Annotated in this window: 27 protein-coding genes and 1 riboswitch; of the genes, 12 read left to right on the forward strand and 15 right to left on the reverse strand. The window is 72.2% G+C overall.

What is annotated here, in order from left to right; translation table 11 throughout:
* Positions 1 to 95: 95 nt before the first annotated feature.
* Positions 96 to 437, reverse strand: coding sequence for a hypothetical protein (locus ACWCPM_RS25400; RefSeq protein WP_450978565.1), 342 nt, complete (start codon positions 435 to 437; stop codon positions 96 to 98).
* Between the two features lie 53 nt (positions 438 to 490).
* Positions 491 to 603, forward strand: a riboswitch (TPP riboswitch).
* On the opposite strand from ACWCPM_RS25400, the gene thiO reads away from it, so the two are divergent.
* The 6 genes from thiO (at position 600) to ACWCPM_RS25430 (ending at position 6,287) form a co-directional block, all read left to right on the forward strand.
* Positions 600 to 1,766: a glycine oxidase ThiO gene (gene thiO / locus ACWCPM_RS25405; protein WP_450978566.1), complete on the forward strand. Its 1,167-nt coding sequence runs from the start codon at positions 600 to 602 to the stop codon at positions 1,764 to 1,766. Its footprint overlaps the riboswitch before it by 4 nt.
* Positions 1,763 to 1,963 carry a sulfur carrier protein ThiS gene (gene thiS / locus ACWCPM_RS25410; RefSeq protein ID WP_450978567.1) on the forward strand — a complete coding sequence of 67 codons (201 nt, stop codon included), beginning with the start codon at positions 1,763 to 1,765 and terminating at the stop codon, positions 1,961 to 1,963. Before thiO ends, thiS begins: the two co-directional genes overlap by 4 nt.
* Positions 1,964 to 1,965: 2 nt before the next feature.
* Positions 1,966 to 2,763, forward strand: coding sequence for a thiazole synthase (locus ACWCPM_RS25415; RefSeq protein WP_450978568.1), 798 nt, complete (start codon positions 1,966 to 1,968; stop codon positions 2,761 to 2,763).
* Between the two features lie 118 nt (positions 2,764 to 2,881).
* Positions 2,882 to 4,801, forward strand: a complete 1,920-nt coding sequence (gene pknB, locus ACWCPM_RS25420; protein WP_450978569.1) for a Stk1 family PASTA domain-containing Ser/Thr kinase — start codon at positions 2,882 to 2,884, stop codon at positions 4,799 to 4,801.
* A gap of 34 nt (positions 4,802 to 4,835) precedes the next feature.
* Entirely contained in the window at positions 4,836 to 5,711 is an 876-nt protein-coding gene (locus ACWCPM_RS25425; RefSeq protein ID WP_450978570.1) for a deoxyribonuclease IV, read from the forward strand.
* Positions 5,712 to 5,816: 105 nt separating this feature from the next.
* On the forward strand, positions 5,817 to 6,287 hold the full coding sequence (locus ACWCPM_RS25430; RefSeq protein WP_450978571.1) for a DUF4396 domain-containing protein: 471 nt from the start codon (positions 5,817 to 5,819) through the stop codon (positions 6,285 to 6,287).
* Between the two features lie 10 nt (positions 6,288 to 6,297).
* Here ACWCPM_RS25430 and ACWCPM_RS25435 read toward each other — a convergent pair whose 3' ends face one another.
* Positions 6,298 to 6,930: a sulfite oxidase-like oxidoreductase gene (locus tag ACWCPM_RS25435; protein WP_450978572.1), complete on the reverse strand. Its 633-nt coding sequence runs from the start codon at positions 6,928 to 6,930 to the stop codon at positions 6,298 to 6,300.
* 197 nt (positions 6,931 to 7,127) lie between these two features.
* On the opposite strand from ACWCPM_RS25435, the gene bfr reads away from it, so the two are divergent.
* Positions 7,128 to 7,613, forward strand: a complete 486-nt coding sequence (gene bfr, locus ACWCPM_RS25440) for a bacterioferritin (protein ID WP_450978573.1) — start codon at positions 7,128 to 7,130, stop codon at positions 7,611 to 7,613.
* Between the two features lie 32 nt (positions 7,614 to 7,645).
* Here bfr and ACWCPM_RS25445 read toward each other — a convergent pair whose 3' ends face one another.
* Positions 7,646 to 7,891, reverse strand: coding sequence for a (2Fe-2S)-binding protein (locus ACWCPM_RS25445; RefSeq protein ID WP_450978574.1), 246 nt, complete (start codon positions 7,889 to 7,891; stop codon positions 7,646 to 7,648).
* 151 nt (positions 7,892 to 8,042) lie between these two features.
* Positions 8,043 to 9,395, reverse strand: a complete 1,353-nt coding sequence (locus tag ACWCPM_RS25450) for a class II 3-deoxy-7-phosphoheptulonate synthase (RefSeq protein WP_450978575.1) — start codon at positions 9,393 to 9,395, stop codon at positions 8,043 to 8,045.
* A 97-nt stretch (positions 9,396 to 9,492) separates the two neighbouring features.
* Here ACWCPM_RS25450 and ACWCPM_RS25455 point away from each other — a divergent pair, with 97 nt between their 5' ends.
* Complete coding sequence (locus ACWCPM_RS25455) at positions 9,493 to 9,549, forward strand: trp operon leader peptide (RefSeq protein ID WP_189697087.1); 57 nt, start codon at positions 9,493 to 9,495, stop codon at positions 9,547 to 9,549.
* A 100-nt stretch (positions 9,550 to 9,649) separates the two neighbouring features.
* A complete protein-coding gene (locus ACWCPM_RS25460) occupies positions 9,650 to 11,530 on the forward strand; it encodes an anthranilate synthase family protein (RefSeq protein WP_450978576.1) in 1,881 nt (626 codons plus the stop codon).
* A gap of 89 nt (positions 11,531 to 11,619) precedes the next feature.
* Here the strand turns inward: ACWCPM_RS25460 and ACWCPM_RS25465 are convergent, their stop codons facing one another.
* The 4 genes from ACWCPM_RS25465 to ACWCPM_RS25480 all read right to left on the reverse strand — a co-directional run bounded on the left by ACWCPM_RS25465 (position 11,620) and on the right by ACWCPM_RS25480 (position 15,464).
* Positions 11,620 to 12,648 (reverse strand): 6-phosphofructokinase, encoded by a 1,029-nt coding sequence (locus ACWCPM_RS25465; RefSeq protein WP_450978577.1) that lies wholly within the window; start codon positions 12,646 to 12,648, stop codon positions 11,620 to 11,622.
* 129 nt (positions 12,649 to 12,777) lie between these two features.
* Entirely contained in the window at positions 12,778 to 13,461 is a 684-nt protein-coding gene (locus ACWCPM_RS25470) for a response regulator (RefSeq protein ID WP_450978578.1), read from the reverse strand.
* A complete protein-coding gene (gene macS / locus ACWCPM_RS25475; protein WP_450978579.1) occupies positions 13,458 to 14,669 on the reverse strand; it encodes a MacS family sensor histidine kinase in 1,212 nt (403 codons plus the stop codon). Before macS ends, ACWCPM_RS25470 begins: the two co-directional genes overlap by 4 nt.
* Positions 14,670 to 14,693: 24 nt before the next feature.
* Positions 14,694 to 15,464, reverse strand: a complete 771-nt coding sequence (locus tag ACWCPM_RS25480) for a lysophospholipid acyltransferase family protein (protein WP_450978580.1) — start codon at positions 15,462 to 15,464, stop codon at positions 14,694 to 14,696.
* Positions 15,465 to 15,626: 162 nt separating this feature from the next.
* On the opposite strand from ACWCPM_RS25480, the gene ACWCPM_RS25485 reads away from it, so the two are divergent.
* Together ACWCPM_RS25485 and ACWCPM_RS25490 are read left to right on the forward strand one after the other, a co-directional pair.
* Positions 15,627 to 16,406 (forward strand): alpha/beta hydrolase, encoded by a 780-nt coding sequence (locus ACWCPM_RS25485; protein ID WP_450978581.1) that lies wholly within the window; start codon positions 15,627 to 15,629, stop codon positions 16,404 to 16,406.
* Positions 16,399 to 17,031, forward strand: coding sequence for a hypothetical protein (locus ACWCPM_RS25490; protein WP_450978582.1), 633 nt, complete (start codon positions 16,399 to 16,401; stop codon positions 17,029 to 17,031). Before ACWCPM_RS25485 ends, ACWCPM_RS25490 begins: the two co-directional genes overlap by 8 nt.
* A gap of 6 nt (positions 17,032 to 17,037) precedes the next feature.
* Here the strand turns inward: ACWCPM_RS25490 and ACWCPM_RS25495 are convergent, their stop codons facing one another.
* From ACWCPM_RS25495 to ACWCPM_RS25520, 6 genes are all read right to left on the reverse strand, one after another.
* A complete protein-coding gene (locus tag ACWCPM_RS25495; RefSeq protein ID WP_450978583.1) occupies positions 17,038 to 17,793 on the reverse strand; it encodes an endonuclease/exonuclease/phosphatase family protein in 756 nt (251 codons plus the stop codon).
* A gap of 153 nt (positions 17,794 to 17,946) precedes the next feature.
* On the reverse strand, positions 17,947 to 18,900 hold the full coding sequence (locus tag ACWCPM_RS25500; protein WP_450978584.1) for an ROK family glucokinase: 954 nt from the start codon (positions 18,898 to 18,900) through the stop codon (positions 17,947 to 17,949).
* Between the two features lie 54 nt (positions 18,901 to 18,954).
* A complete protein-coding gene (locus ACWCPM_RS25505; RefSeq protein WP_450978585.1) occupies positions 18,955 to 19,473 on the reverse strand; it encodes a DUF5304 domain-containing protein in 519 nt (172 codons plus the stop codon).
* A gap of 57 nt (positions 19,474 to 19,530) precedes the next feature.
* Positions 19,531 to 20,700, reverse strand: coding sequence for an ArsA family ATPase (locus ACWCPM_RS25510; RefSeq protein WP_450978586.1), 1,170 nt, complete (start codon positions 20,698 to 20,700; stop codon positions 19,531 to 19,533).
* A 61-nt stretch (positions 20,701 to 20,761) separates the two neighbouring features.
* Positions 20,762 to 21,202 carry an SRPBCC family protein gene (locus tag ACWCPM_RS25515; RefSeq protein ID WP_450978587.1) on the reverse strand — a complete coding sequence of 147 codons (441 nt, stop codon included), beginning with the start codon at positions 21,200 to 21,202 and terminating at the stop codon, positions 20,762 to 20,764.
* Positions 21,203 to 21,324: 122 nt separating this feature from the next.
* Positions 21,325 to 22,122 (reverse strand): metallophosphoesterase family protein, encoded by a 798-nt coding sequence (locus tag ACWCPM_RS25520; RefSeq protein ID WP_450978588.1) that lies wholly within the window; start codon positions 22,120 to 22,122, stop codon positions 21,325 to 21,327.
* Positions 22,123 to 22,393: 271 nt separating this feature from the next.
* Between ACWCPM_RS25520 and ACWCPM_RS25525 the strand changes: the two genes are divergently transcribed.
* Positions 22,394 to 24,190: an AMP-dependent synthetase/ligase gene (locus ACWCPM_RS25525; RefSeq protein WP_450978589.1), complete on the forward strand. Its 1,797-nt coding sequence runs from the start codon at positions 22,394 to 22,396 to the stop codon at positions 24,188 to 24,190.
* Between the two features lie 375 nt (positions 24,191 to 24,565).
* Here ACWCPM_RS25525 and ACWCPM_RS25530 read toward each other — a convergent pair whose 3' ends face one another.
* A complete protein-coding gene (locus ACWCPM_RS25530) occupies positions 24,566 to 25,708 on the reverse strand; it encodes a glycosyltransferase family 4 protein (protein WP_450978590.1) in 1,143 nt (380 codons plus the stop codon).
* Positions 25,709 to 25,814 lie beyond the last annotated feature (106 nt).

Here is a 25,814-nt window from a genome sequence, read left to right on the forward strand (position 1 = left end):
GGGCGGCCCCGGTGGCCTTGCGCACACCGTCCGGCCGCACACCGTCCGGCCGCACCGCGTCCGGCGATCCGACCGCACGCCTCCCGACGATCCGGCTACCCGCCGATCTGCTCGACCACGCTCGTCCCGCCGCCCGCCTGCGACTCCCACTCCCAGTCCTCCTCCAGCCGCACCCGCCCGTCGGGCAGTTCCACGACCGTCGCGACACAGCGCCCCGAGGAGGTGGTCCCGTCCCGCTTCAGCTGCACGTACCGGAAGTCCAGCCGGTCCCCCTCGCGGGTCCCCACGAGGTATCCGCGGACGACGTCCCCACCGGCGTACTCGGCGCTGATCTCGCCGTCCTGCTCGCGGTACGTGAACCGGGTGCGCGTCCCGACCTGTCCCGGGGCCTGGTCGGCGACGGGGGCGAGCACGAGACCGTCCAGTGAGCGGGGCATGCCGGGGCGGCTCCCTTACAGAGGTACGGAGGCAGGAGTTAGGGTGGCCACCGTAGAGCACTCGCGGGAGCCCGGACGCACCGGGCTGAGAGGGAGGCTGGCCGGCCTCCGACCGTACGAACCTGATCCGGGTCATGCCGGCGAAGGGAGGGGCTGAAGCCCGTGTCGTCCTTTGCACGTACGTCGGACGTCCTCGTCATCGGGGGCGGAATCATCGGCCTGGTCACGGCCTGGCGGGCCGCGCAGCGCGGACTCGCCACCGCCGTGCTGGACCCCGGACCCGGCGGCGGCGCCGCCCAGGTGGCGGCCGGCATGCTCGCCGCCGTCACGGAACTCCACTACGGCGAGCAGACCCTGCTCGGTCTGAACCTCGCCTCGGCGCGCCGCTATCCGGACTTCGCGGCCGAGCTCACCGACCTGACCGGCCACGACCTCGGCTACCGCCGGTGCGGCACCCTGGCCGTCGCCCTGGACGCCGACGACCGCGCCCACCTGCGCGAACTGCATGCCCTGCAAGGGCGGTCGGGGCTGGACTCCGAGTGGCTGTCGGGCCGGGACTGCCGCCGTCTGGAACCGATGCTCGCTCCGGGGGTGCGCGGCGGGCTGCGGGTGGACGGCGACCATCAGATCGACCCCCGGCGGCTCGCGGCGGCTCTGGTGACCGCCTGCGAGCGGGCGGGCGTGGTCTTCCACCGGGAGTGGGCCGAGCGGCTGCTGGTCGTCCGGGAGCGGGCGGCGGGCGCCGTCACGCGCGCGGGGACCGAGGTGGGCGCCGGGCAGGTCGTGCTGGCCGCCGGGAGCCTCAGCGGGCGGCTGGCGGGCGTCCCGGAGGCCGTGCTGCCGCCCGTACGGCCGGTGAAGGGGCAGGTGCTGCGGCTGACCGTGCCGCCGGCCCACGCGCCGTTCCTGAACCGCACCGTGCGCGCGGTGGTGCGCGGCAGCCATGTCTACCTGGTGCCGCGCGAGAGCGGCGAGCTGGTCGTCGGGGCCACCAGCGAGGAGCTGGGCTGGGACACCACGGTCACCGCCGGGGGCGTGTACGAACTCCTGCGCGACGCGCACGAGCTGGTCCCCGGCATCACCGAACTGCCGCTGACCGAGACCCGCGCCGGCCTGCGCCCCGCGTCGCCGGACAACGCCCCCCTGCTCGGCCCGACCGGGCTGGACGGCCTCCTGCTGGCCACCGGCCATTACCGCAACGGTGTCCTGCTCACCCCGGTCACCGGCGACGCCATGGCGCACGTCCTGACCACCGGTGAACTCCCGGTCGAGGCACGTCCTTTCACGCCGAGGCGCTTCGGCGCCGCACTCACGGAGCAGCCCGCATGATCATCTCCGTCAACGGGGAGCCCCGCCGGATCACCGACGGCACGGCTCTCGACGCCCTCGTGCGCACCCTCACCGCGGCGCCCTCCGGTGTCGCCGCCGCCCTCAACGAAACCGTCGTCCCGCGCGCGCAGTGGCCGCTCACGCCCCTGTCCGAGGGTGACCGTGTCGAGGTCCTCACCGCAGTCCAAGGAGGCTGACCATGGCCGACGATCCCTTCGTCCTCGGGGGCACGACCTTCACCTCGCGGCTGATCATGGGCACCGGCGGTGCCCCCAGCCTGGACGTGCTGGAGCGGGCGCTGGTCGCCTCCGGGACCGAGCTGACCACCGTCGCGATGCGGCGGGTCAACCCCGACGTGCACGGTTCCGTGCTGTCGGTGCTGGACAGGCTGGGAATCCGGGTGCTGCCCAACACGGCCGGCTGTTTCACCGCGGGCGAGGCCGTACTGACCGCCCGCCTCGCGCGCGAGGCCCTCGGCACCGACCTGATCAAGCTGGAGGTCATCGCCGACGAGCGCACCCTGCTGCCGGACCCGGTCGAACTGCTGGACGCCGCGGAGACGCTGGTGGACGACGGATTCACGGTGCTGCCGTACACCAACGACGACCCCGTGGTGGCGCGCAGGCTCCAGGACGTCGGCTGCGCCGCGATCATGCCGCTCGGGTCGCCGATCGGCTCCGGCCTCGGCATCCGCAACCCGCACAACTTCCAGCTGATCGTCGAGGACGCGCGCGTGCCGGTGATCCTGGACGCCGGGGCGGGTACGGCGTCGGACGCCGCCCTCGCGATGGAACTGGGGTGCGCGGGTGTGATGCTCGCCTCGGCCGTGACCCGGGCACAGGAACCGGTGCTGATGGCCGCCGCGATGCGCAACGCCGTGGAGGCGGGGCGGCTGGCCCGGCTGGCGGGGCGCATCCCCCGGCGCCATTTCGCGCAGGCCTCCTCGCCCGTGGACGGCATCGCCGCGCTCGACCCGGAGCGGCCCGCCTTCCAGTGATCGCGTAGCACATGACCGGGAGCGGGCGCGTCAGACACGTCACAGGTCGGATGCAGTACCGCCCCGATGCTCGGGGAACCGCCGAGCGGTGTCGGTGGCGGCTCGTACACTCGCCTGCGTGGACAGGACCCTTCAGGACCCTCTCGTCGGGCAGGTGCTCGACGGGCGTTACCGCGTCGACGCGCGGATCGCGGTCGGCGGGATGGCCACGGTCTACCGAGCCGTGGACACCCGCCTCGACCGCGTCCTCGCGCTCAAGGTGATGCACCCGGCCCTGGCCGCCGACGGCTCCTTCGTCGAACGCTTCATCCGGGAGGCCAAGTCGGTGGCCCGGCTCGCCCACCCCAATGTCGTCCAGGTGTTCGACCAGGGGGCGGACGGTTCGTACGTCTACCTGGCGATGGAGTACGTCTCCGGGTGCACCCTGCGGGACGTGCTGCGCGAGCGCGGGGCGCTGCAGCCCCGGGCCGCGCTGGACATCCTGGAGCCGGTCCTGGCCGCGCTGGGCGCCGCCCACCGCGCCGGGTTCGTGCACCGGGACATGAAGCCGGAGAACGTCCTGATAGGGGACGACGGCCGGGTCAAGGTCGCCGACTTCGGACTCGTCCGTTCCGTCGACACGGTCACGCAGACCACCGGGTCCGTCCTCGGCACCCTCTCCTACCTCGCCCCCGAGCAGATCGAGCAGGGCAGCGCCGACCCCCGCGTCGACGTGTACGCGTGCGGTGTGGTGCTCTACGAGATGCTGACCGGCGGCAAGCCGCACACGGGGGACTCCCCCGCGCAGGTGCTCTACCGGCATGTGCACGACGACGTCCCGCCGCCCTCGGCGGCCGTGCCCGGACTGGCGTACGAGCTGGACGAGCTGGTCGCCGCGGCGACCGCCCGCGCGCCGGAACTGCGCCCGTACCACGCCGTGGCCCTGCTCGCCCAGGTCCGAGGGACGCGGGGCGCCCTGGCCGACGAGCAGCTCGACGCGGTGCCCCCGCGGGCGGTGACCGCGGAGCACGACAACGCCCACGACCGCACGAGCGTCATCCCGCGCGCGCTGACGGCGCTGCGGCACCTGCCGGTGAACGAGGACGACGAGCGGTACGACAGGACCAGCCGGCTCGAGTCGCCTCCCCTGGACACCCCGCACCGCCGGCCCCGCCCCCGGCGCACGGTCGTCACCCTCGCCGCCGCGGTCCTGCTGGCAATCTGCCTCGGCGTGGGCGTCTGGTACATCAACTCCGGGCAGTTCACCGAGGTCCCGCCGCTGCTCACGAAGACGGAGGCGCAGGCCGAGGACCGGCTCGCGGAGGTCGGTCTGGAGGTCGGGCGGGTGAAGCACGCCTACAGCGACACGGTGCAGCGCGGCACGGTCATCAGCACCGACCCGGCGCCGGGAGCCCGGATCCGGCACAACGACACCGTGACGCTCACCGTCTCCGACGGCCCCGAGACGGTGAAGGTGCCGGACATCGCGGGCCTGCGGCCGGAGAAGGCGCGCGATCTGCTCAAGGACAGCGGTCTGGAGCCGGGCATGGTGACCCGGGAGTTCAGCGAGGACGTGCCCCGAGGTCTCGTGATCGGCTCGGACCCGGCGACGGACACCACGACCCGGGCCGGCACGGCGATCGCCCTCACCGTCAGCAAGGGCGCCCCGGTCGACGTCCCGGACGTCACCGGCAGCGACCCGGCCCAGGCCAGGGAAGCGCTCCAGGAGGCGGGTCTGAGGGTGCGCGTCGCCGCGGAGCGAATCCATTCCGAGCACGAGGCGGGCCAGGTCGCCCGGCAGGACCCGGGACCCGACGGCGAGGCCGCCGAGGGCGACACCGTCACGCTGACGCTCTCCAAGGGCCCGGAGATGATCGAGGTCCCGGACGTGGTGGGCGACGGCGTGGACGAGGCGAAGCAGAGGCTTCAGGACGCCGGTTTCGAGGTCGAGGAGGACCGCGGCCTGCTGGGCCTGTTCGGCGACACCGTGCGCGGCCAGTCGGTGGAGGGCGGGGAGAAGGCGCCCGAGGGGTCGACGATCACCCTCCGGATCCGCTGACGGAGGACCCCGGGGCACATGACACCCTGAACGGGTGAAGAGTCAGCGCCCCGGTCCCTCCCGCAACCCCGTCGGCGGCCACGTCCCCGTGGCCGGCGGTCTGCACTCCGTGGGCCTCGCCTACGCCGACGACCTGAAGGCCGAGACGGTGCAGGTCTTCGTCGCCAACCCGCGCGGGTGGGCCACACCGGCCGGTGATCCGCGGCAGGACGAGGCGTTCCGCGCGGCCTGCGCCGAGCGGTCGATCCCGGCCTATGTGCACGCGCCGTACCTGATCAACTTCGGCTCGCACACGGAGGCCACCGCCGAGCGGTCGGTGGAGTCGCTGCGGCACTCGGTGCGGCGCGGGCGGGCGATCGGCGCGCTCGGCGTGGTCGTGCACACCGGCAGCGCGACCGGCGGGCGGGAGCGGTCGGTGGCGCTGAAGCAGGTACGGGAGTACCTGCTGCCGCTGCTCGACGAGCTCACCGACGACGACCCGTACGTCCTGCTGGAGTCCACGGCGGGCCAGGGCGCCTCGCTGTGCTCGCGCACCTGGGACTTCGGGCCGTACTTCGAGGCCCTGGACGCCCACCCGAAGCTGGGCGTCTGCCTCGACACCTGCCACATCTTCGCCGCCGGACACGACCTGACCGGCCCCGACGGCATGCACCAGACGCTGGACCTGCTGGTCTCCACGGTCGGTGAGGGCAGGCTGAGGCTGATCCACGCCAACGACTCCAAGGACCTGGTCGGCGCCCACAAGGACCGGCACGAGAACATCGGCGCCGGCCACATCGGCGAGGACCCGTTCCGCGCCCTGATGACCCACCCCGCCACCGAGGGCGTACCGCTCATCATCGAGACCCCCGGCGGCAAAGAGGGGCACGCGGCCGACGTCGAGCGGCTGAAGAAGCTCCGGGACGGCTGAGGAAGCCCTCGCGGTCCAGGCGTCCCCACATGTTCCAGGAATACCCCCTGGGGGTATATGGTTCCTGCCCGGTACGGGCAACCATCACCCGACACAGGGGCACGCATGCAGCACGCACACGCGCACCACGCCGACACCTCCACCGGCTGGCCCATGGCCGTGCGAGCCACCCTGCACTGCCTCACCGGCTGCGCCATCGGCGAGGTGCTCGGCATGGTCGTCGGTACCGCGCTCGGCTGGAGCGACATGTCCACCGTGGCCCTGGCGATCGCGCTGGCCTTCTTCTTCGGCTACGCCCTCACCCTGCGCGGGGTACTGAAGGCGGGCGTGGGCCTGCGGGCCGGCATCCGGGTGGCGCTCGCCGCGGACACACTGTCGATCGCCGTGATGGAGCTGGTCGACAACGGCGTGATCGCCTTCTGGCCGGGAGCGATGGACGCGGGGCTCGACACCGCGTTCTTCTGGATCGTCCTGGCGATCGCCCTCGCCGTCGCCTTCGTGGTCACCGTCCCGGTCAACAAGTGGATGATCGGACGGGGCAAGGGCCACGCGGTGGTGCACCGGTACCACCACTGAGCGCGAGGCCTCAGAGTTCGGGGCCGTCCCCGGGCTCCTCCTGGTAGGAGTAGCGCTGCTCCAGCCAGGGGTCGCCGATGTTGTGGTAGCCGCGTTCCTCCCAGAAGCCGCGGCGGTCGGCGGTCATGTACTCCACACCGCGCACCCACTTCGGGCCCTTCCAGGCGTACAGGTGCGGCACGATCAGGCGGAGCGGGAAGCCGTGTTCGGCGGTCAGCAGTTCACCGTCCTTGTGGGTGGCGAAGAGCGCGCGCTCGGAGGCGAAGTCCACGAGCCGCAGGTTCGAGCTGAAGCCGTACTCCGCCCACACCATCACATGGGTGACATTCGCGGCGGGCGGCGCGAGGTCCAGGACGGTCCGGGCGGGGACGCCGCCCCATTCCGCGCCGAGCATGCTGAACTTGGTGACACAGTGCAGATCGGCCACCACGGAGGTGTACGGCAGGCCCGTGAACTCCTCGTGGGTCCAGCAGCGCTTGTCCCCGTCGGCGGTGGCGCCGAAGACCCTGAACTCCCAGCGCTCGGGCCGGAACTTGGGCACCGGACCGTAGTGCGTCACCGGCCAGCCGCGCTGCACCCGCTGCCCCGGCGGAAGCTCGAACGATGCCGCTGCCGCAGATTCGCGCTCCTCCGGGTGACCCATGGCTCCATCCTGACAGACGGTTGACGGTACCCAGGACCAACCCCGTTCGGAATCGGATAAGACCTCCAACTCGCCCAATTCAGACTAAGCATGCACTTACTTACTAAGTACGCACTTACTGGACGATCTTCGACGCCCGGTGCAATCATGCGGCGCAACCTCCAGTTGCGACCCCCCGACGTGGAAGGAGCCCCCTCATGCAGGGCGACCCCGAGGTGCTCGAACTGCTCAACGAGCAGCTGACCGCCGAGCTGACCGCGATCAACCAGTACTTCCTGCACTCCAAGCTGCAGGACCACAAGGGGTGGCCGAAGCTCGCCAAGTACACCCGGGAAGAGTCCTTCGACGAGATGCGGCACGCGGAGGTGCTGACCGACCGCATCCTGCTGCTGGACGGCCTGCCCAACTACCAGCGGCTGTTCCACGTCAGCGTCGGCCAGACGGTGACCGAGATGTTCCAGGCGGACCGGCAGATCGAGGTCGAGGCCATCGACCGGCTGCGGCGGGGTGTGGAGATCATGCGGGCCAAGGGCGACGCCACCTCGGCGAACATCTTCGAGGCGATCCTCGCCGACGAGGAGCACCACATCGACTACCTCGACACCCAGCTCGAACTGATCGACAAGCTGGGCGAGGCGCTCTATCTGTCGACGCTGATCGAGCAGAGCCAGCCGGACGCCTAGCGCGCCGCGACACCGGCCCCGGAGCTCAGGACTCAGGCGGCCTCTGCGGTCATCTGCGCGACCCCGGTCAGGGGCGACCTGCTCTGCTCCGCCGGCTCCCGGCGCGGACAGCCGCCGCGGCCGAGGAGCGCCTGGATACGGCGTACGCAGCCGCCGCAGTCCGTGCCCGCCTTGCAGGCCGAGGCTATCTGGCGGGGGGTGCAGGCGCCGTCCTCCGCGTGCTTCTTGACCTGCTGCTCGGTCACTCCGAAGCAACTGCAGACATACACGCGGATCACCTCCCGCCGGGGTCGATTCGTTGGCGCCGTCCCCGTTGAGTCGGTGAGGCTAACCTAACCTTACCCGGCAGTTCCGGACCGCAAAAGTGGAGGGGCGCGGATCATTTGTGATCCGCGCCCCATCGCATGCCCTGGTCACCGCCTTCGACGGCTACTGGTCCCGGTACATCTCCGCCACCAGGAACGCCAGGTCGAGCGACTGGCTGCGGTTCAGCCGCGGGTCGCAGGCCGTCTCGTAACGCTGGTGCAGATCGTCGACGAAGATCTCGTCGCCGCCGCCCACGCACTCGGTGACGTCGTCACCGGTCAGCTCGACATGGATGCCGCCCGGGTGGGTGCCGAGCCCCTTGTGCACCTCGAAGAAGCCCTTGACCTCGTCGAGCACGTCGTCGAAACGGCGGGTCTTGTGGCCGGAAGCCGCCTCGAAGGTGTTGCCGTGCATCGGATCGGTCACCCAGGCCACCGCCGCGCCGGACGCCGTGACCTTCTCCACCAGCTCGGGCAGCCGGTCGCGGATCTTGTCCGCGCCCATCCGGACGATGAAGGTCAGCCGGCCCGGCTCGCGCTCGGGGTCGAGGCGGTCGATGTACTGGAGCGCCTCCTCCGGCGTGGTCGTCGGGCCGAGCTTGATGCCGATGGGGTTGCGGATCCTCGAGGCGAACTCGATGTGCGCGTGGTCCAGCTGCCGTGTGCGCTCACCGACCCACACCATGTGGCCGGAGACGTCGTACAGCTGCCCGGTGCGCGAGTCGACACGGGTGAGCGCGGACTCGTAGTCGAGCAGCAGCGCCTCGTGCGAGGAGAAGAACTCGACTGTCTTGAACTCCTCCGGGTCGGCACCGCAGGCGTGCATGAAGTTCAGCGCGTTGTCGATCTCGCGGGCGAGCTGCTCGTAGCGCTGGCCGGACGGGGACGACCTCACGAAGTCCTGGTTCCAGGCGTGCACCTGGCGCAGGTCGGCGTAGCCGCCGGTGGTGAAGGCGCGCACCAGGTTCAGCGTGGAGGCGGACGCGTGGTACATCCGCTTCAGCCGCTCCGGGTCGGGGACGCGGGCCGCCTCGGTGAAGTCGAAGCCGTTGACGGAGTCGCCCCGGTAGGTCGGCAGCGTCAGGCCGTCGCGGGTCTCGGTCGGCTTGGAGCGCGGCTTGGAGTACTGGCCGGCGATCCGGCCGACCTTGACCACGGGCACGGACGCGGCGTACGTGAGCACGGCGCCCATCTGGAGCAGGGTCTTGAGCTTGCTGCGGATCTGGTCCGCGGACACCGCGTCGAACGCCTCGGCGCAGTCCCCGCCCTGGAGGAGGAACGCCTCTCCCTTGGCGACGGCCGCCATCCGGGCGCGCAGCTGGTCGCACTCACCCGCGAAGACGAGCGGCGGATACGACTCGAGGTCCGCGATCACTGCGCGCAGAGCCTCGGTGTCGGGGTACTCGGGCTGCTGCGCCGCGGGCAGGTCTCGCCAGGTGTTGCCGGCGCTCGCGCCGGTCTTAGCGTTCACGGTCACAACCTCAACACTACGGGGTGCGGTGCCGCCTTCCGGCCCGTTGCCCAGCAAGTGAGACATCGGTGCCGCTCCGCGGACATGGGGTAAGGTGCCCGACATGTTCGCGCACTCGATCCAGAACTGGTGGTGGACCGCTTCTCCGGCGGCCCGCTGACTGCGCGTACGAAAGACTTCGCGAAGGCCGCCCGAGGGGCGGCCTTCGGCGTTTTGCGGAGCCGTTCCTCGAACCGATCACGACGACGGATGAGGAACCCATGGACCTGGCACAGCTCGCGCACGGCGACCGCCCCTTCGCCCTGCTCCGCCGCCGCACCCCGGGCCACGACCACGACACCGTGGAACTGCTGCTCGGCCCGGTGACCTCCTACGACCGCCTCGCCGACCTCCCCGGTGAGAGCCTCGCGCTCGTCCCGCACCGCCAGATCCGCGAGCGCGGCTTCGAAGTCCGCGACGACGGCACCCCGCTGCTGGCGCTGACCCCCGAGGAGACGTACACCGTCCCGCTCGCCGAGGCGCTGCGGCGGCTCCCGGCGCACGAGGTGCGCGTCGAGGGCGGTGGCTTCGACGTGGGGGACGAGGAGTACGCCGGGATCGTGGAGCGGGTGCTGCGGGAGGAGATCGGCCGGGGCGAGGGCGCCAACTTCGTCGTCCGGCGGACGTACGAGGGGGAGATCCCGGGGTTCGGCCGTGCGGACGCGCTGGCGCTGTTCCGGCGGCTGCTGGTCGGGGAGCGGGGCGCCTACTGGACGTTCCTCGTGCACACCGGGGACCGGACCCTCGTCGGGGCCAGCCCGGAGGTGCATGTGCGGATGTCCGGCGGCACCGTCGTGATGAACCCGATCAGCGGCACGTACCGCTATCCCGCCCAGGGCCCCACCCCGGAGCACCTGCTCGCCTTCCTCGCCGACGGCAAGGAGATCGAGGAGCTGTCGATGGTCGTCGACGAGGAGCTCAAGATGATGTGCGCGGTCGGCGACATGGGCGGCGTGGTCGTCGGGCCCCGGCTGAAGGAGATGGCGCACCTCGCGCACACCGAGTACGAGCTGCGCGGCCGGTCCTCGCTCGATGTGCGCGAGGTACTGAAGGAGACCATGTTCGCGGCGACCGTCACCGGCTCGCCGGTGCAGAACGCCTGCCGGGTCATCGAACGGCACGAGACCGGCGGGCGCGGCTACTACGGCGGCGCGCTCGCCCTGCTCGGCAGGGACTCCGGCGGTGCGCAGACGCTCGACTCCCCGATCCTCATCCGCACCGCCGACATCGACGCGGCCGGCCGGCTGCGGGTGCCGGTGGGCGCCACGCTGGTGCGCGGCTCGGACCCCGCCGGCGAGGTCGCGGAGACCCACGCCAAGGCGGCGGGGGTGCTGGCGGCGCTGGGCGTGCGCGACCGGCGGCCGAGCACGGAGACCGCGCGGCCGGTGCTGGCCGACGACCCCCGGGTGCGGGCCGCGCTGGACGGGCGCCGGGCGTCCCTCGCGCCCTTCTGGCTGCGGATGCAGGAGCCGACGTCGGACCTCACGGGGCACGCCCTGGTCGTCGACGGCGAGGACACCTTCACGGTGATGCTCGCCCATGTGCTGCGCTCCACGGGTCTCACCGTCACCGTCCGCCGCTACGACGAGCCCGGACTGCGCGCGGCCGTGCGCGCGCACGAGGGGCCGCTCGTCATCGGGCCCGGCCCGGGCGACCCGTCCGACCCGGGGGATCCGAAGATGCGTCTGCTGCGGGAGCTGACGGCCGAGGTGCTGCCGGCCCGTCGGCACGGGGTGCTCGGCGTCTGCCTGGGGCACGAGCTGATCGCGGCCGGGCTGGGGCTGGACATCGTGCGCAAGGAGGTGCCGTACCAGGGCGCGCAGACGACGGTCGACCTCTTCGGCCGGACCGAGACCGTCGGCTTCTACAACAGCTTCGTGGCGCACTGCGACGACGGGGCGGCGGCGGAGCTGGCCGCGCACGGCATCGAGGTCGCCCGCGGCGGCACGGGCGAGGTGCACGCGCTGCGCGGGCCCGGGTTCGCCGGGGTGCAGTTCCATCCGGAGTCGGTGCTGACGCTGGACGGCCCCGGGATTCTGCGGGAGCTGATCGGTCAGCTGCGCGGCGCCGGCGCGTTCTCCGAGGGGCGGCCCGCGGTGTAGCCGGCCTGCGGGGACTTCACGCGATCCCCCTTCCGTACGGGTATGGGCCGGGCATCCCGGACGCAGGGCCCATACCCGTACGGGGCCGGTCAGCCGAAGAACACCCCGACCTCCTCGTAGAGCGTCAGGTCGACCGTCTTCAGACGGGCCGTCGCGGCGGCGATCGGGACCCTGACGATGTCGGTGCCGCGCAGGGCGACCATCGACCCGAAGTCGCCGTCGCGGACGCAGTCGACGGCGTGCAGGCCGAAGCGGGTGGCGAGCCAGCGGTCGAAGGCGCTCGGCGTACCGCCGCGCTGCACGTGCCCGAGGACCGTCGTGCGGGCCTCCTTGCCGGTCCGCCGCTCGATCTCCTTGGCCAGCCACTCGCCGACCCCCGACAGCCGCACATGCCCGAAGGAGTCGCGGGACCCGTCCTTGAGCACCATGTCACCGTCCTTGGGCATGGCCCCCTCGGCGACGACGACGATCGGCGCGTACGACGCCTTGAACCGGGACGTCACCCAGGCGCACACCTGGCCGACGTCGAAGCGCTGCTCCGGGATGAGGATGACGTTGGCGCCGCCGGCCAGGCCGGAGTGGAGGGCGATCCAGCCGGTGTGCCGGCCCATCACCTCGACCACCAGGACGCGCATATGGGACTCGGCGGTGGTGTGCAGGCGGTCGATCGCCTCGGTCGCGATGCCGACGGCGGTGTCGAAGCCGAAGGTGTAGTCGGTGGCGGACAGGTCGTTGTCTATCGTCTTCGGGACTCCGACGCAGGGCACGCCGTAGTCGTCGGACAGACGAGCGGCGACGCCCAGGGTGTCCTCGCCGCCGATCACGATCAGCGCGTCGACCTCCTGCTTGGCGAGGTTCTCCTTGATCCGGGCGACGCCGTTCTCGTGCTGGAACGGGTTGGTGCGCGAGGAGCCGAGGATCGTGCCGCCGCGGGGCAGGATGCCCCGCACGGCCGGGATGTCGAGGCGCATGAGGTCGCCTTCGAGCGGACCGCGCCAGCCGTCCCGGAACCCGACGAAGTCGTAGCCGTACTCCTGCACGCCCTTGCGGACGATGCCCCTGATGACGGCGTTGAGCCCGGGGCAGTCGCCGCCTCCGGTCAGTACTCCGACCCGCATGGAAATGTCCCTTCGCCGCGGTTGCCGTGTGCCGTACGAGCACGCTAATGGTGACTCAGGTCACTACGGCATGGCCCGTAAGGGCAATTCCGGTGAGTCGGCGACCGGTTGGGCCGGGCCGCGCCCGCCTCACTCCTCGTCGAGGCCGCGCTCTATCGCGTACCGCACCAGCTCCACCCGGTTGTGCAACTGGAGCTTGCCGAGGGTGTTCTGGACGTGGTTCTGGACCGTGCGGTGCGAGATGACGAGCCGCTCGGCGATCTGCTTGTAGCTGAGGCCCTTGGCCACCAGCCGCAGCACCTCGGTCTCACGGTCGGTCAGCCGGGGCGCCCCCGGCTCAGCGGCGCCGGTCGCGGCACCGGGCGCGGGGTCCGAGGCGAGGCGCCGGTACTCGCCGAGAACCAGTCCGGCCAGGCCCGGCGTGAAGACCGGGTCCCCGACGGCCGTACGGCGGACCGCGTCCTGCAGTTCCTCCGTGGACGCCGACTTCAGCAGATAGCCGGTCGCACCGGACTTCACGGCCTCCAGCACATCGGCGTGCTCCCCGCTCGCCGACAGCACCAGCACACGCAGCGCCGGATGGTGCGCGACGAGCTCCTTGCAGACCTGGACGCCGGGTTTGGCGGGCAAGTTCAGATCCAGGACGAGGACGTCGGGCGCCGCCGCCTTGGCACGGCGTACCGCCTGCTCGCCGTCGCCGGCGGTGGCGACCACCTCGAAACCCGCCTCGGCGAGATCGCGGGCGACGGCATCGCGCCACATGGGGTGGTCGTCGACGACCATCACCCTGATCGGTCCCTGCTGTGCGTTCATCGCTGCCCCCGTGCCGTCTGCTTCGGTACCTTCAGCTCTACTTCCGTGCCCTGCCCCGGCGTCGAGACCAGCTCGGCCGTGCCGCCCAGGTCGCGCAGCCGGCCCCGGATCGACAGCGCCACGCCCAGCCGCCCCTCGCCCTCGGCCTGCGCGAGACGGCCCTCGGGGATGCCGGGGCCGTCGTCGCGGACGGTCACGATCACCGCGTCCGGCTCGTCCTCGACCAGGATCCAGGCCCGCGCTTGATCGCCGGCGTGCTCGCGGACGTTGTCCAGGGCCGCCGACACGGCGGCGGCCAGCTCCCGCGCGGCCGGCGGCGGCAGCCGGACCGGTGCGCCGGGCTCGGCGAGGCTGACCCGGGCGGCGGCGAACGGGGCGAGCAGCGTCCGCAGATCGACCGGCCCGCCGTCGTCGTCCGGTTCCTCCACGGCGCGTACGAGCGCCCCCTCGGCGGCGTCCTCCGACACCCGGGAGACGCGCAGCAGGCCGCCGGAGACCAGCGTGCGCAAGGCGACCTCCTGCTCACCGGCGAGGCGCCCGAGTTCGGCCGCCTCGCCGCCGATGACCGCGCCACGCCGCTGCACCATCGCCAGCACCTGGAGCACGCTGTCGTGGATGTCCCGGGCGAGCCGCTCCCGCTCCCGGGTGGCGGCCTCGATCTCCAGGGCCCGCGCGAGGGTGCGCTCGGAGGCACGGGCGACCTGGACGACGTAGCCGATGGCGATGGAGGCGATCCAGACGAGGAGCACGTTGTGCACGGTGTCGCGGGCCGGGCTGCCGCGCTGCACCAGGTTGGCGGCGGCGACCAGGCTGGAGGCGACGGCCGCCCAGCGCCAGCCGCCCTTGATCGCGAAGGCCAGCACCGAGCCGGCCGTCCATATCGTCGGCAGGGTCAGGCGGCCGTCGGCGATCCGCTCCGGGGTGTCCGCGACCAGGGTGAGCAGGATGCCGGTGAGGGCGACGGCGAGGTCCGCCGCGAGGAAGCGCTTGGTGCACCTCGCGGCGCCGGAGACCAGCGGCAGGGTCGCCAGGGTCCAGACGAACAGGACGGCGAAGTAGCCGACGGCGACCCAGGGACGGGCGAACTCACGGTAGGAGGTGGCGAACACCCCGATCGCGTACAGCATGGTCAGTACGCGGTACCCGGCGAGCGCGCGCCACAGCGGCTGCTCGACCGACATCCTCATGACCCGCTCGCGCGCCGCCATGTCCCCCCACCCCCGGATCGGCCGTCACCCCTGGTCGGCCTGGTCCTTTTCCTTCTGCGCCTGATCCTTCTCGGCCTGCGAGAGCGCCGCCCTGGCGGCCTTGGCCGCTTCCCTCTCCGCCTTGGCCGCTTCCGCGATCTCCCGCTTGGCGGCGGTCGCGTACACGTCCACGTACTCCTGGCCGGAGAGCTTCATGATTTCGTACATGACCTCGTCGGTCACCGCCCGGAGCACGAAACGGTCGTGTTCCATGCCGCGGTAGCGGCGGAAGTCCAGCGGCTTGCCGATCCGGATGCCGGGCCGCATGAGCTTCGGCAGGACCTTGCCGGGCGGCTGGATCTTCTCGGTGTCGATCATCGCGACCGGGATGACGGGCGCGCCGGTGGCGAGCGCCACACGCGCCAGCCCGCCGGGCTTGCCGCGGTAGAGGCGGCCGTCGGGCGAGCGGGTGCCCTCCGGGTAGATGCCGAACAGCTCACCCTGCTCGATGACCTCTATCCCGCTCTTGATCGCCGCCTCGCCCGCGCCGCGGCCGCCGGAGCGGTCCACCGGGAGCTGGCCGACGCCCTTGAAGAAGGCCGCGGTCAGACGCCCCTTGATGCCGGGCGTCGTGAAGTACTCGGCCTTCGCGATGAAGGTGACCTTGCGGTCCAGCACCGCGGGCAGGAAGAACGAGTCCGAGAAGGACAGGTGGTTGCTCGCCAGGATGGCGGGGCCCTCGGCGGGGACGTTCTCCAGACCCTCCACCCAGGGCCGGAAGACAAGCTTCAACGGTCCCCCGATGGAAACCTTCATCGCGCCGTACAACAACCGAGTGCCTCCTGTGTCTGTCGACCAGACCTTAACCCGGCGGTCTTGCGAAGACTCCGACGGCCCTGGTCGGTGTCAGTGCGGTCGCGTACGGTGAAGCAACCTGAACTCTTCCCACGCCCCTCTCACATGAACAGGAGACCGAAGGTGCCGGTCCTTCCTGGAGCCGAGCCGTACCGCCACGACGGTGGAGAAGTCGGCGTCCTGCTCTGCCACGGCTTCACCGGTTCCCCCCAGTCGCTGCGTCCCTGGGCGGAATACCTCGCGGAACGCGGTCTGTCCGTCACCCTGCCGCTGCTGCCCGGACACGGCACGCGATGGGAGGACATGGAGCTCACGGGCTGGCAGGACTGGTACGCCGAGGTGGACCGCGAGCTGCGCGCACTCAGCCGCCGGTACGCGCAGGTGTTCGTGTTCGGCCTGTCGATGGGCGGCGCCCTCGCACTGCGGCTCGCGGCCCGGCACGGGGACGCGGTCAGCGGTGTCGTGGTCGTCAACCCGGCCATCAAGATGCACGGGCTGTCCGCGTACGCCCTGCCGCTCGCCCGCCATCTCGTGCGGTCGACGAAGGGGATCACCAGCGACATCGCCCGGCCCGATGTGGTGGAGGTCGGCTACGACCGCATCCCGCTGCGGGCCGCGCACTCGCTGCGGAACTTCTTCGGGGTCGTCGACGGCGAGCTTCCCCAGGTCACCCAGCCACTGCTGCTTCTGCACAGCCCGCAGGACCATGTGGTGCCGCCGGCCGACTCGGCGCGCATCCTCGGCCGGGTGTCCTCCACGGATGTCGGCGAGCGCCTGCTGGAACAGAGCTACCACGTGGCGACGTTGGACTACGACGCGGACCGGATCTTCGAGGAGAGCCTCGCGTTCATCGGCCGGCTCGCACCCAGTGTCGGCATGGAAGGGACGGCTGCAGGTGGCTGAGCACGACTCCGATCGCGAGGACCGCGAGGAGCGGGAGGATCGGGAGACGCGCCCCGAGGACGGGCGCGAGCCCGCCGAGCAGCACGTACCGTTCGACGAGGACGCCGCCTGGGCCGCGATCGTCGCCGGCTTCGGTGAGGAGCCGGCGGACCCGCCCGGGTCCAAGCCCTTCAAGTCGGTCGAGGACCTGGCGCTGCTGGAGCCCGAGACGAACGACGGCGGCGAAGAGCCGGCCGGGCGTGAGCCGGAGCCGGAGCCGAAGAAGGAGACGCCGGAGCCGCTCGGCAGCTCCGTGACCTTCGCGCCGGGCGTGGGCGGCGGTCCCCGCGACTACACGCCGCCCGAGCCGTCCGAGGACGACTTCACCGCGGACGACGAGGGCCACTTCGTGCCGCCGGAGCCGCCGCCGCTGCCCGCGGCCGACGCCACGGCGAAGTTCGGATGGCTGGGCGTGCTGGGCGGTCCGGTGCTGCTTCTGCTGGCGGTGCTGCTCGGCTGGGACATGACGTGGTGGCTGACGACCCTCGCCGTCGGCGGCTTCCTGGGCGGTTTCGCGACCCTGGTGATGCGGATGCGCACCGACGAGGACGACGACGACGATCCGGGGCGCGGCGCGGTGGTCTGACCCCGCTCACACACCCGGGACTCTGAGGGCGGCCAGGACCGGAAGATGGTCCGTGGCCGCCCTCAGGTCTGTCTGCGTCACGCCCGGCCGGCCGTGCGGCACGCCGCAGCCGAGCACCTCGATCCCATTGGTCGCGAAGATCGCGTCGATGCGCTGGTGGGGGTCGTACGGCGTCGAGGTGTTCTCGCCGCCCCAGGGAGCGGTGGCCCAGCAGTCCTGGAGCCCGTCGGCCAGGAGCCGGAAGGTGCGTCCGCCGGGCCGTTCGTTGAGGTCGCCGCCCGCGATCACGTGCTCCGTCCCGAGGCCGGCGAGCCTGTCGAGGAGCATGCCGCCCTGGGTGTGGCGTTCGTCCTGCTGGAGCGAGAGATGGCAGCTCAGCACCCCGACGCGGACGCCGCCGAAACGGACCACGGCCGTCGCGAAGCCGCGCCGGTGCAGTCCGGGGGTGAGCGGCAGCAGCACGTCCTCGGTGCGCTCCACCGTCGCCCGCGGCGCGCACAGCAGCGCCGGGCCCGCGGCGGTGGCACCGCCGGAGAGGATCATCCGCCCGGAGGCGGCGGCGAGGCGGGCCAGCTTCTTGCGCCAGCGGAAGAAGCGGGGGGCTTCCTGGACGAGGACCAGGTCGGGGTCGCAGGCGCCGATCACACGGGCGAGCGCGGCGGTGTCGTCGCGCATCGAGCGGATGTTGTAGCTGAGCACCCGGAGGATCACGGAACCGTCTTCCTCGGTGCGGGAGTTGGGGAGCGGCGAGGAGGTTGCCATGCGGGTCAATCTAGTGGGGCGGGGGCCGGGGCGCCCGACGACTCGGGGCGCGGGATCCGTGGGCGACCGTGGCCGGCCGCACGGTTCCCCGCGCCCCTGAGAAGCCTGTCAGCTCCGTCCCCGCAGGATGCCGCGCACCCCCGAGGCGGGCGGCTACATGATCGGGTCGGGCTCCCGGGCCAGGTCGGCGGCGCCCACCAGTCCGGCATCGTTGCCCAGCTGCGCGGCGATCACCTCGGCGACGGGACGCCAGTTGCCGCCGACCAGCCAGCGCTTGTACGACTTGCGGATCGGGTCGAGGACCAGCTCGCCCTCGTCGGACAGCCCGCCGCCGACGATGAACGCGGACGGGTCGAAGAGCGAGGCGAGGTCGGCCAGACCCGCGCCGGCCCAGCGGGCGAGCTCGCGGTAGGAGTCGACGGCGACGGCGTCGCCCTGACGGGCGGCCATGGAGATGTGCTTGCCCTCGATGCCGTCGGGGGTGCCGTCGCCGAGGCCGAGCAGCACCTCGGCGTTCTCCGGGGTGGCGTTGGCGCGCTGCTTGGCGTACCGCACGAGGGCGCGGCCGGAGGCGTACTGCTCCCAGCAGCCCTGCGAACCGCAGCCGCACAGCAGCCCGTCCGGCACCATCCGGATGTGGCCGAACTCGGCGGCCACGCCGAAGTGGCCGCGGCGCAGCTTGTTGCCGATGATGATGCCGCCGCCGAGGCCGGTGCCGAGCGTGATGCAGATGACGTTGCGGTGGCCCTTGCCCGCGCCGAACTTGTACTCGCCCCAGGCGGCGGCGTTGGCGTCGTTCTCCACCACGACGGGCAGCCCCGTACGTGCCTCGACCTTTTCCTTCAGCGGCTCGTTGCGCCAGTCGATGTTGGGCGCGAAGTAGACCGTCGAGCGCTGCCGGTTGACATATCCGGCGGCACCGATGCCCACGCCGACGATCTCGTGCCCCGCGCGTGCGCCTTCCACCGCGGAGGCGATGGCGTCCACGATGCCCTCGGGCGTGCCCGGGGTCGGCACCTTGTGGGTCGAGAGGATGTTGCCTTCCTCGTCTACCACGCCGGCCGCGATCTTCGTGCCGCCGATGTCGACGCCGATGGTGAGTCCCATGAATCCCTCAGTTCCGGTCGAGCCCCGCTACGGCCAACCGTACCCGAGCAGGGCTCAGTCCAGGTCGATGCGCTGCCCCGGACCCGTGCCCTCACCGGGGTCGCGCTCGGTCTCGTCGAGGTTCTTCAGCTCGTCGGAGGCGTCGCCCGCGTCCGGGCCGGCCGTCCATCGGCGCTCCTGGACCTGGACCGCGGAGCGGTACGCGGCGAGCAGTTCGTGGCCGGCGGCGGCGAGGTGGTCGAAGACGTCCGGGTTGCGCTCGATCACGGGTTCCACGGCGGCCTTGGCCTGCTGCACGACCTGCTGCACCACCTGCTGGGCGGCGGGCCCGGCGACCGCGCCGAACAGCGGCGCCTGAAGTCCGGACAGCTTGTCGGCGACGGTGTCGACGAGCCGGCGCAGCTCCTCGGCGGCCGATCCGGGCGGCGGCCCGTGCTGTTCCCGGCGGCGGACCTTCTCCGCCTCCAGGTCCTCGGCGCACGCGGTCGCCCACGCGTCGGCGTCACCCGTGGGCAGCGGCTCGCCGGACGGCTGGTCCTGAGCGGCGTCGGAGAAGGGGCGCTCTTCGCTCATGGCGGACTCCTGACTACGTCTCGTCCTTACGACGTTACCCGAACAGGCGCGGCGGTTTCACCGCGCCCGCGGCCACAGCTCCGGGTCCGGCGCGAACCGGACGCGCAGCTCGCCCTCGCGCAGCCCCGCCCCGTCGACGGCGCAGCGGCGCAGGGCGGACGGCAGCCGCAGGACCCGGCGGAACGGACCGGCGACGACGACCAGTTCGTCGCCCCGCCGGACGAGGTCGAGCTCCTCGCGCACGGCGCCGGGCAGCGGGAGGCGCCAGACGAGCAGGCCGTCCTCGGCGAGCCGGTCCTCGACGGGCCACTCGGGCCTGTCGGGGGCGGTCCCGAGCACGGGCGCCCCCAGGCCGGCGAGGTCGTCCGTGCCGCGCGGGTCGTGCCCCAGGTGGGGGACGGTGTGCAGGTCGTGGGCGGTGCGCCAGTCGTCGAGGGCCTTGCGCTGCTGGGCGAGCGGACCGGCGAGCCAGCCGTCGCCCTCGCTCTCGGGGAGCACCCGGTTGGCGATCAGCGCGTCCGGGCGCAGCCCGCGCAGGGCGAGACCGAGGGTGGCGGTGCGGACGGCGTCGCCACCGGCCGGTGAGGGTTCGGCGACGAGCCGTACGGTCGTCGCCCGATCGGCCAGCACGGCTTCCACGGCGGCGAGTTCGAGGTCCCACCGGGCGGCCGTCTCGTACAGCCGGTCCGCGGGCATCGGCACGCCGGCCAGCCGGCCGAGCACGGGGCGCAGGGCGCGGGCGGCCTGCCGCTCGGGCGGGAGGAGCCGGCGCAGAAGCCGGCGCAGTTCCTCCGGGAGGGCGAGGAGGGCGAGGGCCGCCGGGGTGGGCGGCAGGTCGACGACCAGCAGGTCGTGCGCCTCGGCCAGGGCGGCGTCGCGCAGGGCGCGGAGCACGGCGAGTTCCCCGGCTCCGGGCAGGGGGGTGAACTCCTCCGGGTCGAGGGGAGTCGCGCCGAGCAGGTCGAGCAGTCCGGAGGCGCGTTCCTGGAGTCCGGTGAGATCTTCGCGGAAGCCGGTGGCGGGGTCGGGCCGCCAGGCCGTGAGTCCGGGCGCGGCCACCACGGGGTCCGGACCGGTCGCGGTCCCCAGCGCGCTCCCGAGGCTGTCCCCCTGGTCGGTGCCGAGGAGGAGGGTGCGGGCGCCCTCACGGGCGGCGGCGAGCGCGGTGGCCGCGGCGACGGTGGTACGACCGCTGCCGCCGGGACCGGTGATCAGGATGGTGCGCATGAGGGTGAACCGTACCGGGGCGTGGGGGCCCGGGCGCTCGCGGGCGGCGGCGTGAGGGGAGCTACCGGCCGGACTCCACGCGCTTCTTCAGCCCCGCCAGCGCGCGATCGGTGATCACCTTCTCCGCCTTGCGCTTGATCATCCCCAGCATCGGGATCTTGACGTCCACCGTGAGCTGGTAGGTGACCTCGGTACCACCGGCGCCGGCCGGCTTGAGGAGGTAGGAACCGTCCAGGGAGCGCAGCATCTGGGACTTCACCAGCGTCCAGGAGACCTCGTGCTCGCCGGTCCAGGTGTAGGCCAGCGTCTGGTCGTCCTTGATCGCGCCGGCGTCCATGACGAGCCGGACGTGCTCGGCACGGCCCTGTCCGTCGGTCTTGAGGACCTCGGCCTCCTTCACCTCACCGGTCCAGTCCGGGTAGCGGGCGAAGTCGGCGATCACCGCCATGACGTCGGCCGGAGCCGCCTCGATCTCGATGCTCGAGCTGGTGTGTTCCGCCATCGCCGTGGCTCCTCCGAACGTGGTCGGGCAAGAGGTGGTAGTGCGCACGTGTGTGCAGCGTGAAGGCTACCGCGCGGCGCACCCGCCGCCGTCACCACTGCCCGCGCCGACCTGCACCGCCCTCACCACTCCAGCGCCCATGGCCGCCCGGTGCTCGCGAAGTGCCCCACGTTCACGCACTCGGTGGCCCCGATCCGCATCCGGGCGGCGAGCGGCTGGTGGACATGTCCGAAGAGGGAATAGCGGGGCCGGGTGCGGCGGATGGCGTCGAGCAGCGCCCGGCTCCCCCGCTCGAAGCGCCGCGCCACCGTGTCGTAGACCAGGTCCGGCACCTCCGGCGGGATGTGCGTGCACAGCACGTCGACCTCGCCCACCGCCTCGATCTTCGCCGCGAACTCCTCGTCGCCGATCTCGTACGGCGTGCGCATCGGCGTGCGCAGGCCACCGCCCACGAAGCCGAAGACCCAGCCGCCGATCTCCACCCGCTCGCCGTCCAGCACCGTCGTGCCCGGTCCGGCGTACTCGCGCCACAACTTCGGCATGTCGACGTTGCCGTAGGTGGCGTACGTCGGTGTCGGGAAGGCCGCGAACAACTCGGCGTACTGCTTGCGCACCGCCCGCTCGATCACCGCGGCCCGGTCCTCCCCCACCCCCGCCCACAGCCGTGCGCCCAGCTCACGCGCCTCCTCGAAGCGTCGGGCGGTGCGCAGTTCGACGATGCGGTCGGCGTTCTCGACCCCGAACAGATCGGGGAAGATGCCGCGTGAGTGGTCGGCGTAGTCCAGGAACAGGACCAGGTCCCCGAGGCAGACGAGCGCGTCCGCGCCGTCCCCTGCCCGTGCCAGGTCGCGCGCGTTGCCGTGCACGTCGCTGACCACGTGGATGCGCGTCCTGCGGTCGCCGGCTGGTGTGGGTGCCATGGCGATCAAGGGTAAGCGTGTGGGACAAACGTGAACAGTGGCGGCCGGACCTGCGATTACTCGCCAGTCAGGAAAGCCGTCGACTACTGTGCGCGCAGGAGCACCATCAGGAACATCGTCGACGCACCCCCCTGTGTGACGCAGCGAACATCTCGCCGGACCCCCCTGTCCTAGCGGCCATACCGACGGGTAACGTCCGGCCAGTCCAGTCGAGCTCAGGTTTTCAACCACACAACGTCGTGGCGCCGGCGCCCTTTGAGGAGCAGCAGTCTTGCGCGAGTTCAGCCTTCCGGCTTTGTACGAGGTCCCCTCGGACGGCAATCTGACGGACATCGTCCGCAGAAACGCCGCGCAGCATCCGGACGTCGCCGTGATCGCCCGCAAGGAGGGCGCCGTCTGGCAGGACGTGACGGCGACCGCCTTCCTCGACGAGGTCCGGGCCGCCGCCAAGGGCCTGATCGCCTCCGGCGTGCAGCCGGGGGACCGGGTCGGCCTGATGTCCCGCAGCCGCTACGAGTGGACACTGCTGGACTTCGCGATCTGGAGCGCGGGCGCGGTCACCGTGCCGGTCTACGAGACCAGCTCGCCGGAGCAGGTGCAGTGGATCCTCGGCGACTCGGGCGCGACCGCCTGCGTCGTCGAGACGGACGGCCACACGGCCGCCGTCGAGTCGGTGCGCGACGGGCTGCCCGGGCTCAAGCACGTCTGGCAGATCGAGGGCGGCGGCGTCGACGAGTTGCGCCGCCTCGGACAGGACGTCAGCGACGCGACCGTCGAGGAGCGCAGCTCGCTGGCGAAGGCCGACGACCCCGCGACGATCGTCTACACCTCCGGCACGACGGGTCGCCCCAAGGGCTGTGTGCTCTCGCACCGCAGCTTCTTCGCGGAGTGCGGCAACGTGGTCGAGCGTCTGCGCCCGCTGTTCCGCACCGGCGAGTGCAGCGTGCTGCTCTTCCTGCCGCTCGCCCATGTCTTCGGCCGGCTGGTCCAGGTCGCCCCGATGATGGCGCCGATCAAGCTGGGCTGCCTCCCGGACATCTCGAACCTCACCGACGAACTGGCCTCGTTCCGGCCGACGTTGATCCTCGGTGTGCCGCGTGTCTTCGAGAAGGTCTACAACTCGGCCCGCGCCAAGGCCGAGGCGGACGGCAAGGGCAAGATCTTCGACAAGGCCACGGACACGGCCATCGCGTACAGCAAGGCCCTGGACACGCCGTCCGGTCCCTCGCTGGGCCTGCGGATCAAGCACAAGGTCTTCGACAAGCTCGTCTACAACAAGCTGCGCGCGGTCCTCGGCGGCCGTGGCGAGTACGCCATCTCCGGCGGCGCACCGCTCGGCGAGCGGCTCGGCCACTTCTTCCGCGGCATCGGCTTCACGGTCCTGGAGGGCTACGGCCTGACCGAGTCCTGTGCCGCCACCGCCTTCAACCCGTGGGACCGTCAGAAGATCGGCACGGTCGGCCAGCCGCTGCCGGGATCGGTCGTGCGGATCGCGGACGACGGCGAGGTGCTGCTGCACGGCGAGCACCTGTTCAAGGAGTACTGGAACAACCCGGCCGCCACCGAGGAGGCCCTCGCCGACGGCTGGTTCCACACCGGCGACATCGGCACCCTCGACGAGGACGGGTACCTCGCGATCACCGGCCGCAAGAAGGAGATCATCGTCACGGCGGGCGGCAAGAACGTGGCGCCGGCCGTGATCGAGGACCGTATCCGGGCGCACGCGCTGGTCGCGGAGTGCATGGTGGTCGGCGACGCGCGCCCGTTCGTCGGCGCGCTCATCACCATCGACGAGGAGTTCCTCGGCCGTTGGGCCGCCGGCCACGGCAAGCCGGCCGGTTCCACGGCCGCGTCGCTGCGCGAGGACGCCGACCTGCTGGCGGCGGTCCAGTCCGCCGTCGACGACGGCAACGCGGCCGTCTCCAAGGCGGAGTCGGTGCGCAGGTTCCGCATCCTGGACTCGCAGTTCACCGAGGACTCGGGGCATCTGACGCCCTCGCTGAAGCTGAAGCGGAACGTGGTGGCGAAGGACTTCGCGACCGAGATCGAGGCGCTCTACCAGAAGTAGCGCGACATGTGACGCAACGTCATGGCGCGGGTCTCCCGGTCGAGTTCGACGGGAGACCCGCGCCACGCCGTTTCCACGACGGTGGTCGCTGATCGCCGGCGGTTCCTGGTCCCCGGCGGTTCGCTCTTCGACGGTTCCCCGTCCCCGACGGTTCCTCGTCTCCGGCGGCTCGCCCTCCCGGCGGTTCGCTGTCCCGACGGTTCCTCGTCCCCGGCGGCCCGCTGTCCGGCGGTTCCTCATCTCCGGCGGTTCCTCGTCCCCGGCGGTTCCTCGTCCCCGGCGGTTCCTCGTCCCCGGCGGTTCCTCGTCCCCGGCGGTTCCTCGTCCCCGGCGGTTCCTCGTCCCCGGCAGCTTGCTGTCCCGGCGGTTCCCCGACTACAGCAGTTCCTTCAGGCGCTCGGCCAGCAGGTCCCACCGCCACCGCTCCTCCACCCAGGCGCGCCCCCGCTCCCCCATCCGGCGGCGCAGTTCGGCGTCCCCCAGGAGCGTGACGATCCGGTCGGCGGCGTCCTCCACGGAACCCCCGCGCACGACCCACCCCGTCTCCCCGTCGAGCACGGCGTCGGGCGCGCCCCCGGAGTCCCCGGCGACGACCGGCAGTCCGGTCGCGGACGCCTCCAGGTAGACGATGCCGAGGCCCTCGACGTCGAGCCCGCCGCGCCGGGTGCGGCACGGCATGGCGAAGACGTCGCCCGCCCCGTAGTGGGCCGGCAGTTCCGACCAGGGCACGGCCCCCGTGAAGACGACGGAGTCCTCGACCCGGGTCTCCCGCGCCAGCTTGCGCAGCTCCCCCTCGTAGGGACCGCCCCCGACCAGGAGCAGCACGGCGTCCGGCTCCTTGGACAGGATGCGGGGCATGGCGAGGATCAGCGTGTCCTGCCCCTTGCGCGGCACGAGCCGGGAGACGCAGACGACGACGGGCCGGCCGCTGAGCCCGAGCCGGGCCCGCACGCGGTCGCCGCCGGAGCCGGGATGGAAGGTCTTCTCGTCGACACCGGGCGGCAGCCGGGTCATCCGCGCGGCGGCGTCCCGGGTGAGCGCCCCCGCGATCCGCGAGCGGGTGTACTCGCCGAGGTAGGTGAGGGTGTCGGTGGAGTCGCCGATCCGGCGCAGCAACTGCCGGGCGGCGGGCAGCGCGGCCCAACCCGCCTCGTGCCCGTGGGTGGTGGCCACCAGCCGCTCGGCGCCCGCCCGGCGCAGCGCGGGCGCCATCAGGCCGAGGGGCGCCGCGGCGCCGAACCACACCGCCGTGCACTCGTGCGCCCGCAGCAGGGCGACGGCCTGCCGGGTCACGGCGGGCGTCGGCAGCAGCATGGTCGTCCGGTCGCGCACAACGGTGAAGGGCTGCTCGGCGTCGAACGCGGCGGTGGCCTCCAGGCCCTCGCCGGTCCGCTTCCATGTCGAGGCGTACACGACGAGCCGGCCGGGATCCAGCCGCAGCGCCATGTTGTGCAGAAACGCCTGGATGCCGCCGGGTCTGGGCGGGAAGTCGTTCGTCACGATCAAGGTCTTGCGCATCAGCGCCGACCCTACCGAACGCACACACGCGGCCCGGCACGGCCGCGCTGCGCCGCTCCCGCACCCATGGCCGGGGATCATGGCTCCGTCGGACGACGGGCGGCAC

The organism is Streptomyces sp. NPDC002309 (assembly GCF_053593375.1).

What these genes read in the sequence shown, in the direction of transcription:
- ACWCPM_RS25430 (WP_450978571.1), top strand. Translation starts at nt 5,817, where the DNA reads ATGCAGCACGCACACGCGCACCACGCCGACACCTCCACCGGCTGGCCC.
- ACWCPM_RS25460 (WP_450978576.1), top strand. Translation starts at nt 9,650, where the DNA reads ATGGACCTGGCACAGCTCGCGCACGGCGACCGCCCCTTCGCCCTGCTC.
- ACWCPM_RS25400 (WP_450978565.1), bottom strand. Translation starts at nt 437, where the DNA reads ATGCCCCGCTCACTGGACGGTCTCGTGCTCGCCCCCGTCGCCGACCAG.
- thiS (WP_450978567.1), top strand. Translation starts at nt 1,763, where the DNA reads ATGATCATCTCCGTCAACGGGGAGCCCCGCCGGATCACCGACGGCACG.
- ACWCPM_RS25530 (WP_450978590.1), bottom strand. Translation starts at nt 25,708, where the DNA reads ATGCGCAAGACCTTGATCGTGACGAACGACTTCCCGCCCAGACCCGGC.
- ACWCPM_RS25465 (WP_450978577.1), bottom strand. Translation starts at nt 12,648, where the DNA reads ATGCGGGTCGGAGTACTGACCGGAGGCGGCGACTGCCCCGGGCTCAAC.
- ACWCPM_RS25470 (WP_450978578.1), bottom strand. Translation starts at nt 13,461, where the DNA reads ATGAACGCACAGCAGGGACCGATCAGGGTGATGGTCGTCGACGACCAC.
- ACWCPM_RS25510 (WP_450978586.1), bottom strand. Translation starts at nt 20,700, where the DNA reads ATGCGCACCATCCTGATCACCGGTCCCGGCGGCAGCGGTCGTACCACC.
- macS (WP_450978579.1), bottom strand. Translation starts at nt 14,669, where the DNA reads ATGGCGGCGCGCGAGCGGGTCATGAGGATGTCGGTCGAGCAGCCGCTG.
- ACWCPM_RS25495 (WP_450978583.1), bottom strand. Translation starts at nt 17,793, where the DNA reads ATGGCAACCTCCTCGCCGCTCCCCAACTCCCGCACCGAGGAAGACGGT.
- bfr (WP_450978573.1), top strand. Translation starts at nt 7,128, where the DNA reads ATGCAGGGCGACCCCGAGGTGCTCGAACTGCTCAACGAGCAGCTGACC.
- ACWCPM_RS25505 (WP_450978585.1), bottom strand. Translation starts at nt 19,473, where the DNA reads ATGAGCGAAGAGCGCCCCTTCTCCGACGCCGCTCAGGACCAGCCGTCC.
- ACWCPM_RS25480 (WP_450978580.1), bottom strand. Translation starts at nt 15,464, where the DNA reads ATGAAGGTTTCCATCGGGGGACCGTTGAAGCTTGTCTTCCGGCCCTGG.
- ACWCPM_RS25515 (WP_450978587.1), bottom strand. Translation starts at nt 21,202, where the DNA reads ATGGCGGAACACACCAGCTCGAGCATCGAGATCGAGGCGGCTCCGGCC.
- ACWCPM_RS25520 (WP_450978588.1), bottom strand. Translation starts at nt 22,122, where the DNA reads ATGGCACCCACACCAGCCGGCGACCGCAGGACGCGCATCCACGTGGTC.
- ACWCPM_RS25500 (WP_450978584.1), bottom strand. Translation starts at nt 18,900, where the DNA reads ATGGGACTCACCATCGGCGTCGACATCGGCGGCACGAAGATCGCGGCC.
- ACWCPM_RS25435 (WP_450978572.1), bottom strand. Translation starts at nt 6,930, where the DNA reads ATGGGTCACCCGGAGGAGCGCGAATCTGCGGCAGCGGCATCGTTCGAG.
- ACWCPM_RS25415 (WP_450978568.1), top strand. Translation starts at nt 1,966, where the DNA reads ATGGCCGACGATCCCTTCGTCCTCGGGGGCACGACCTTCACCTCGCGG.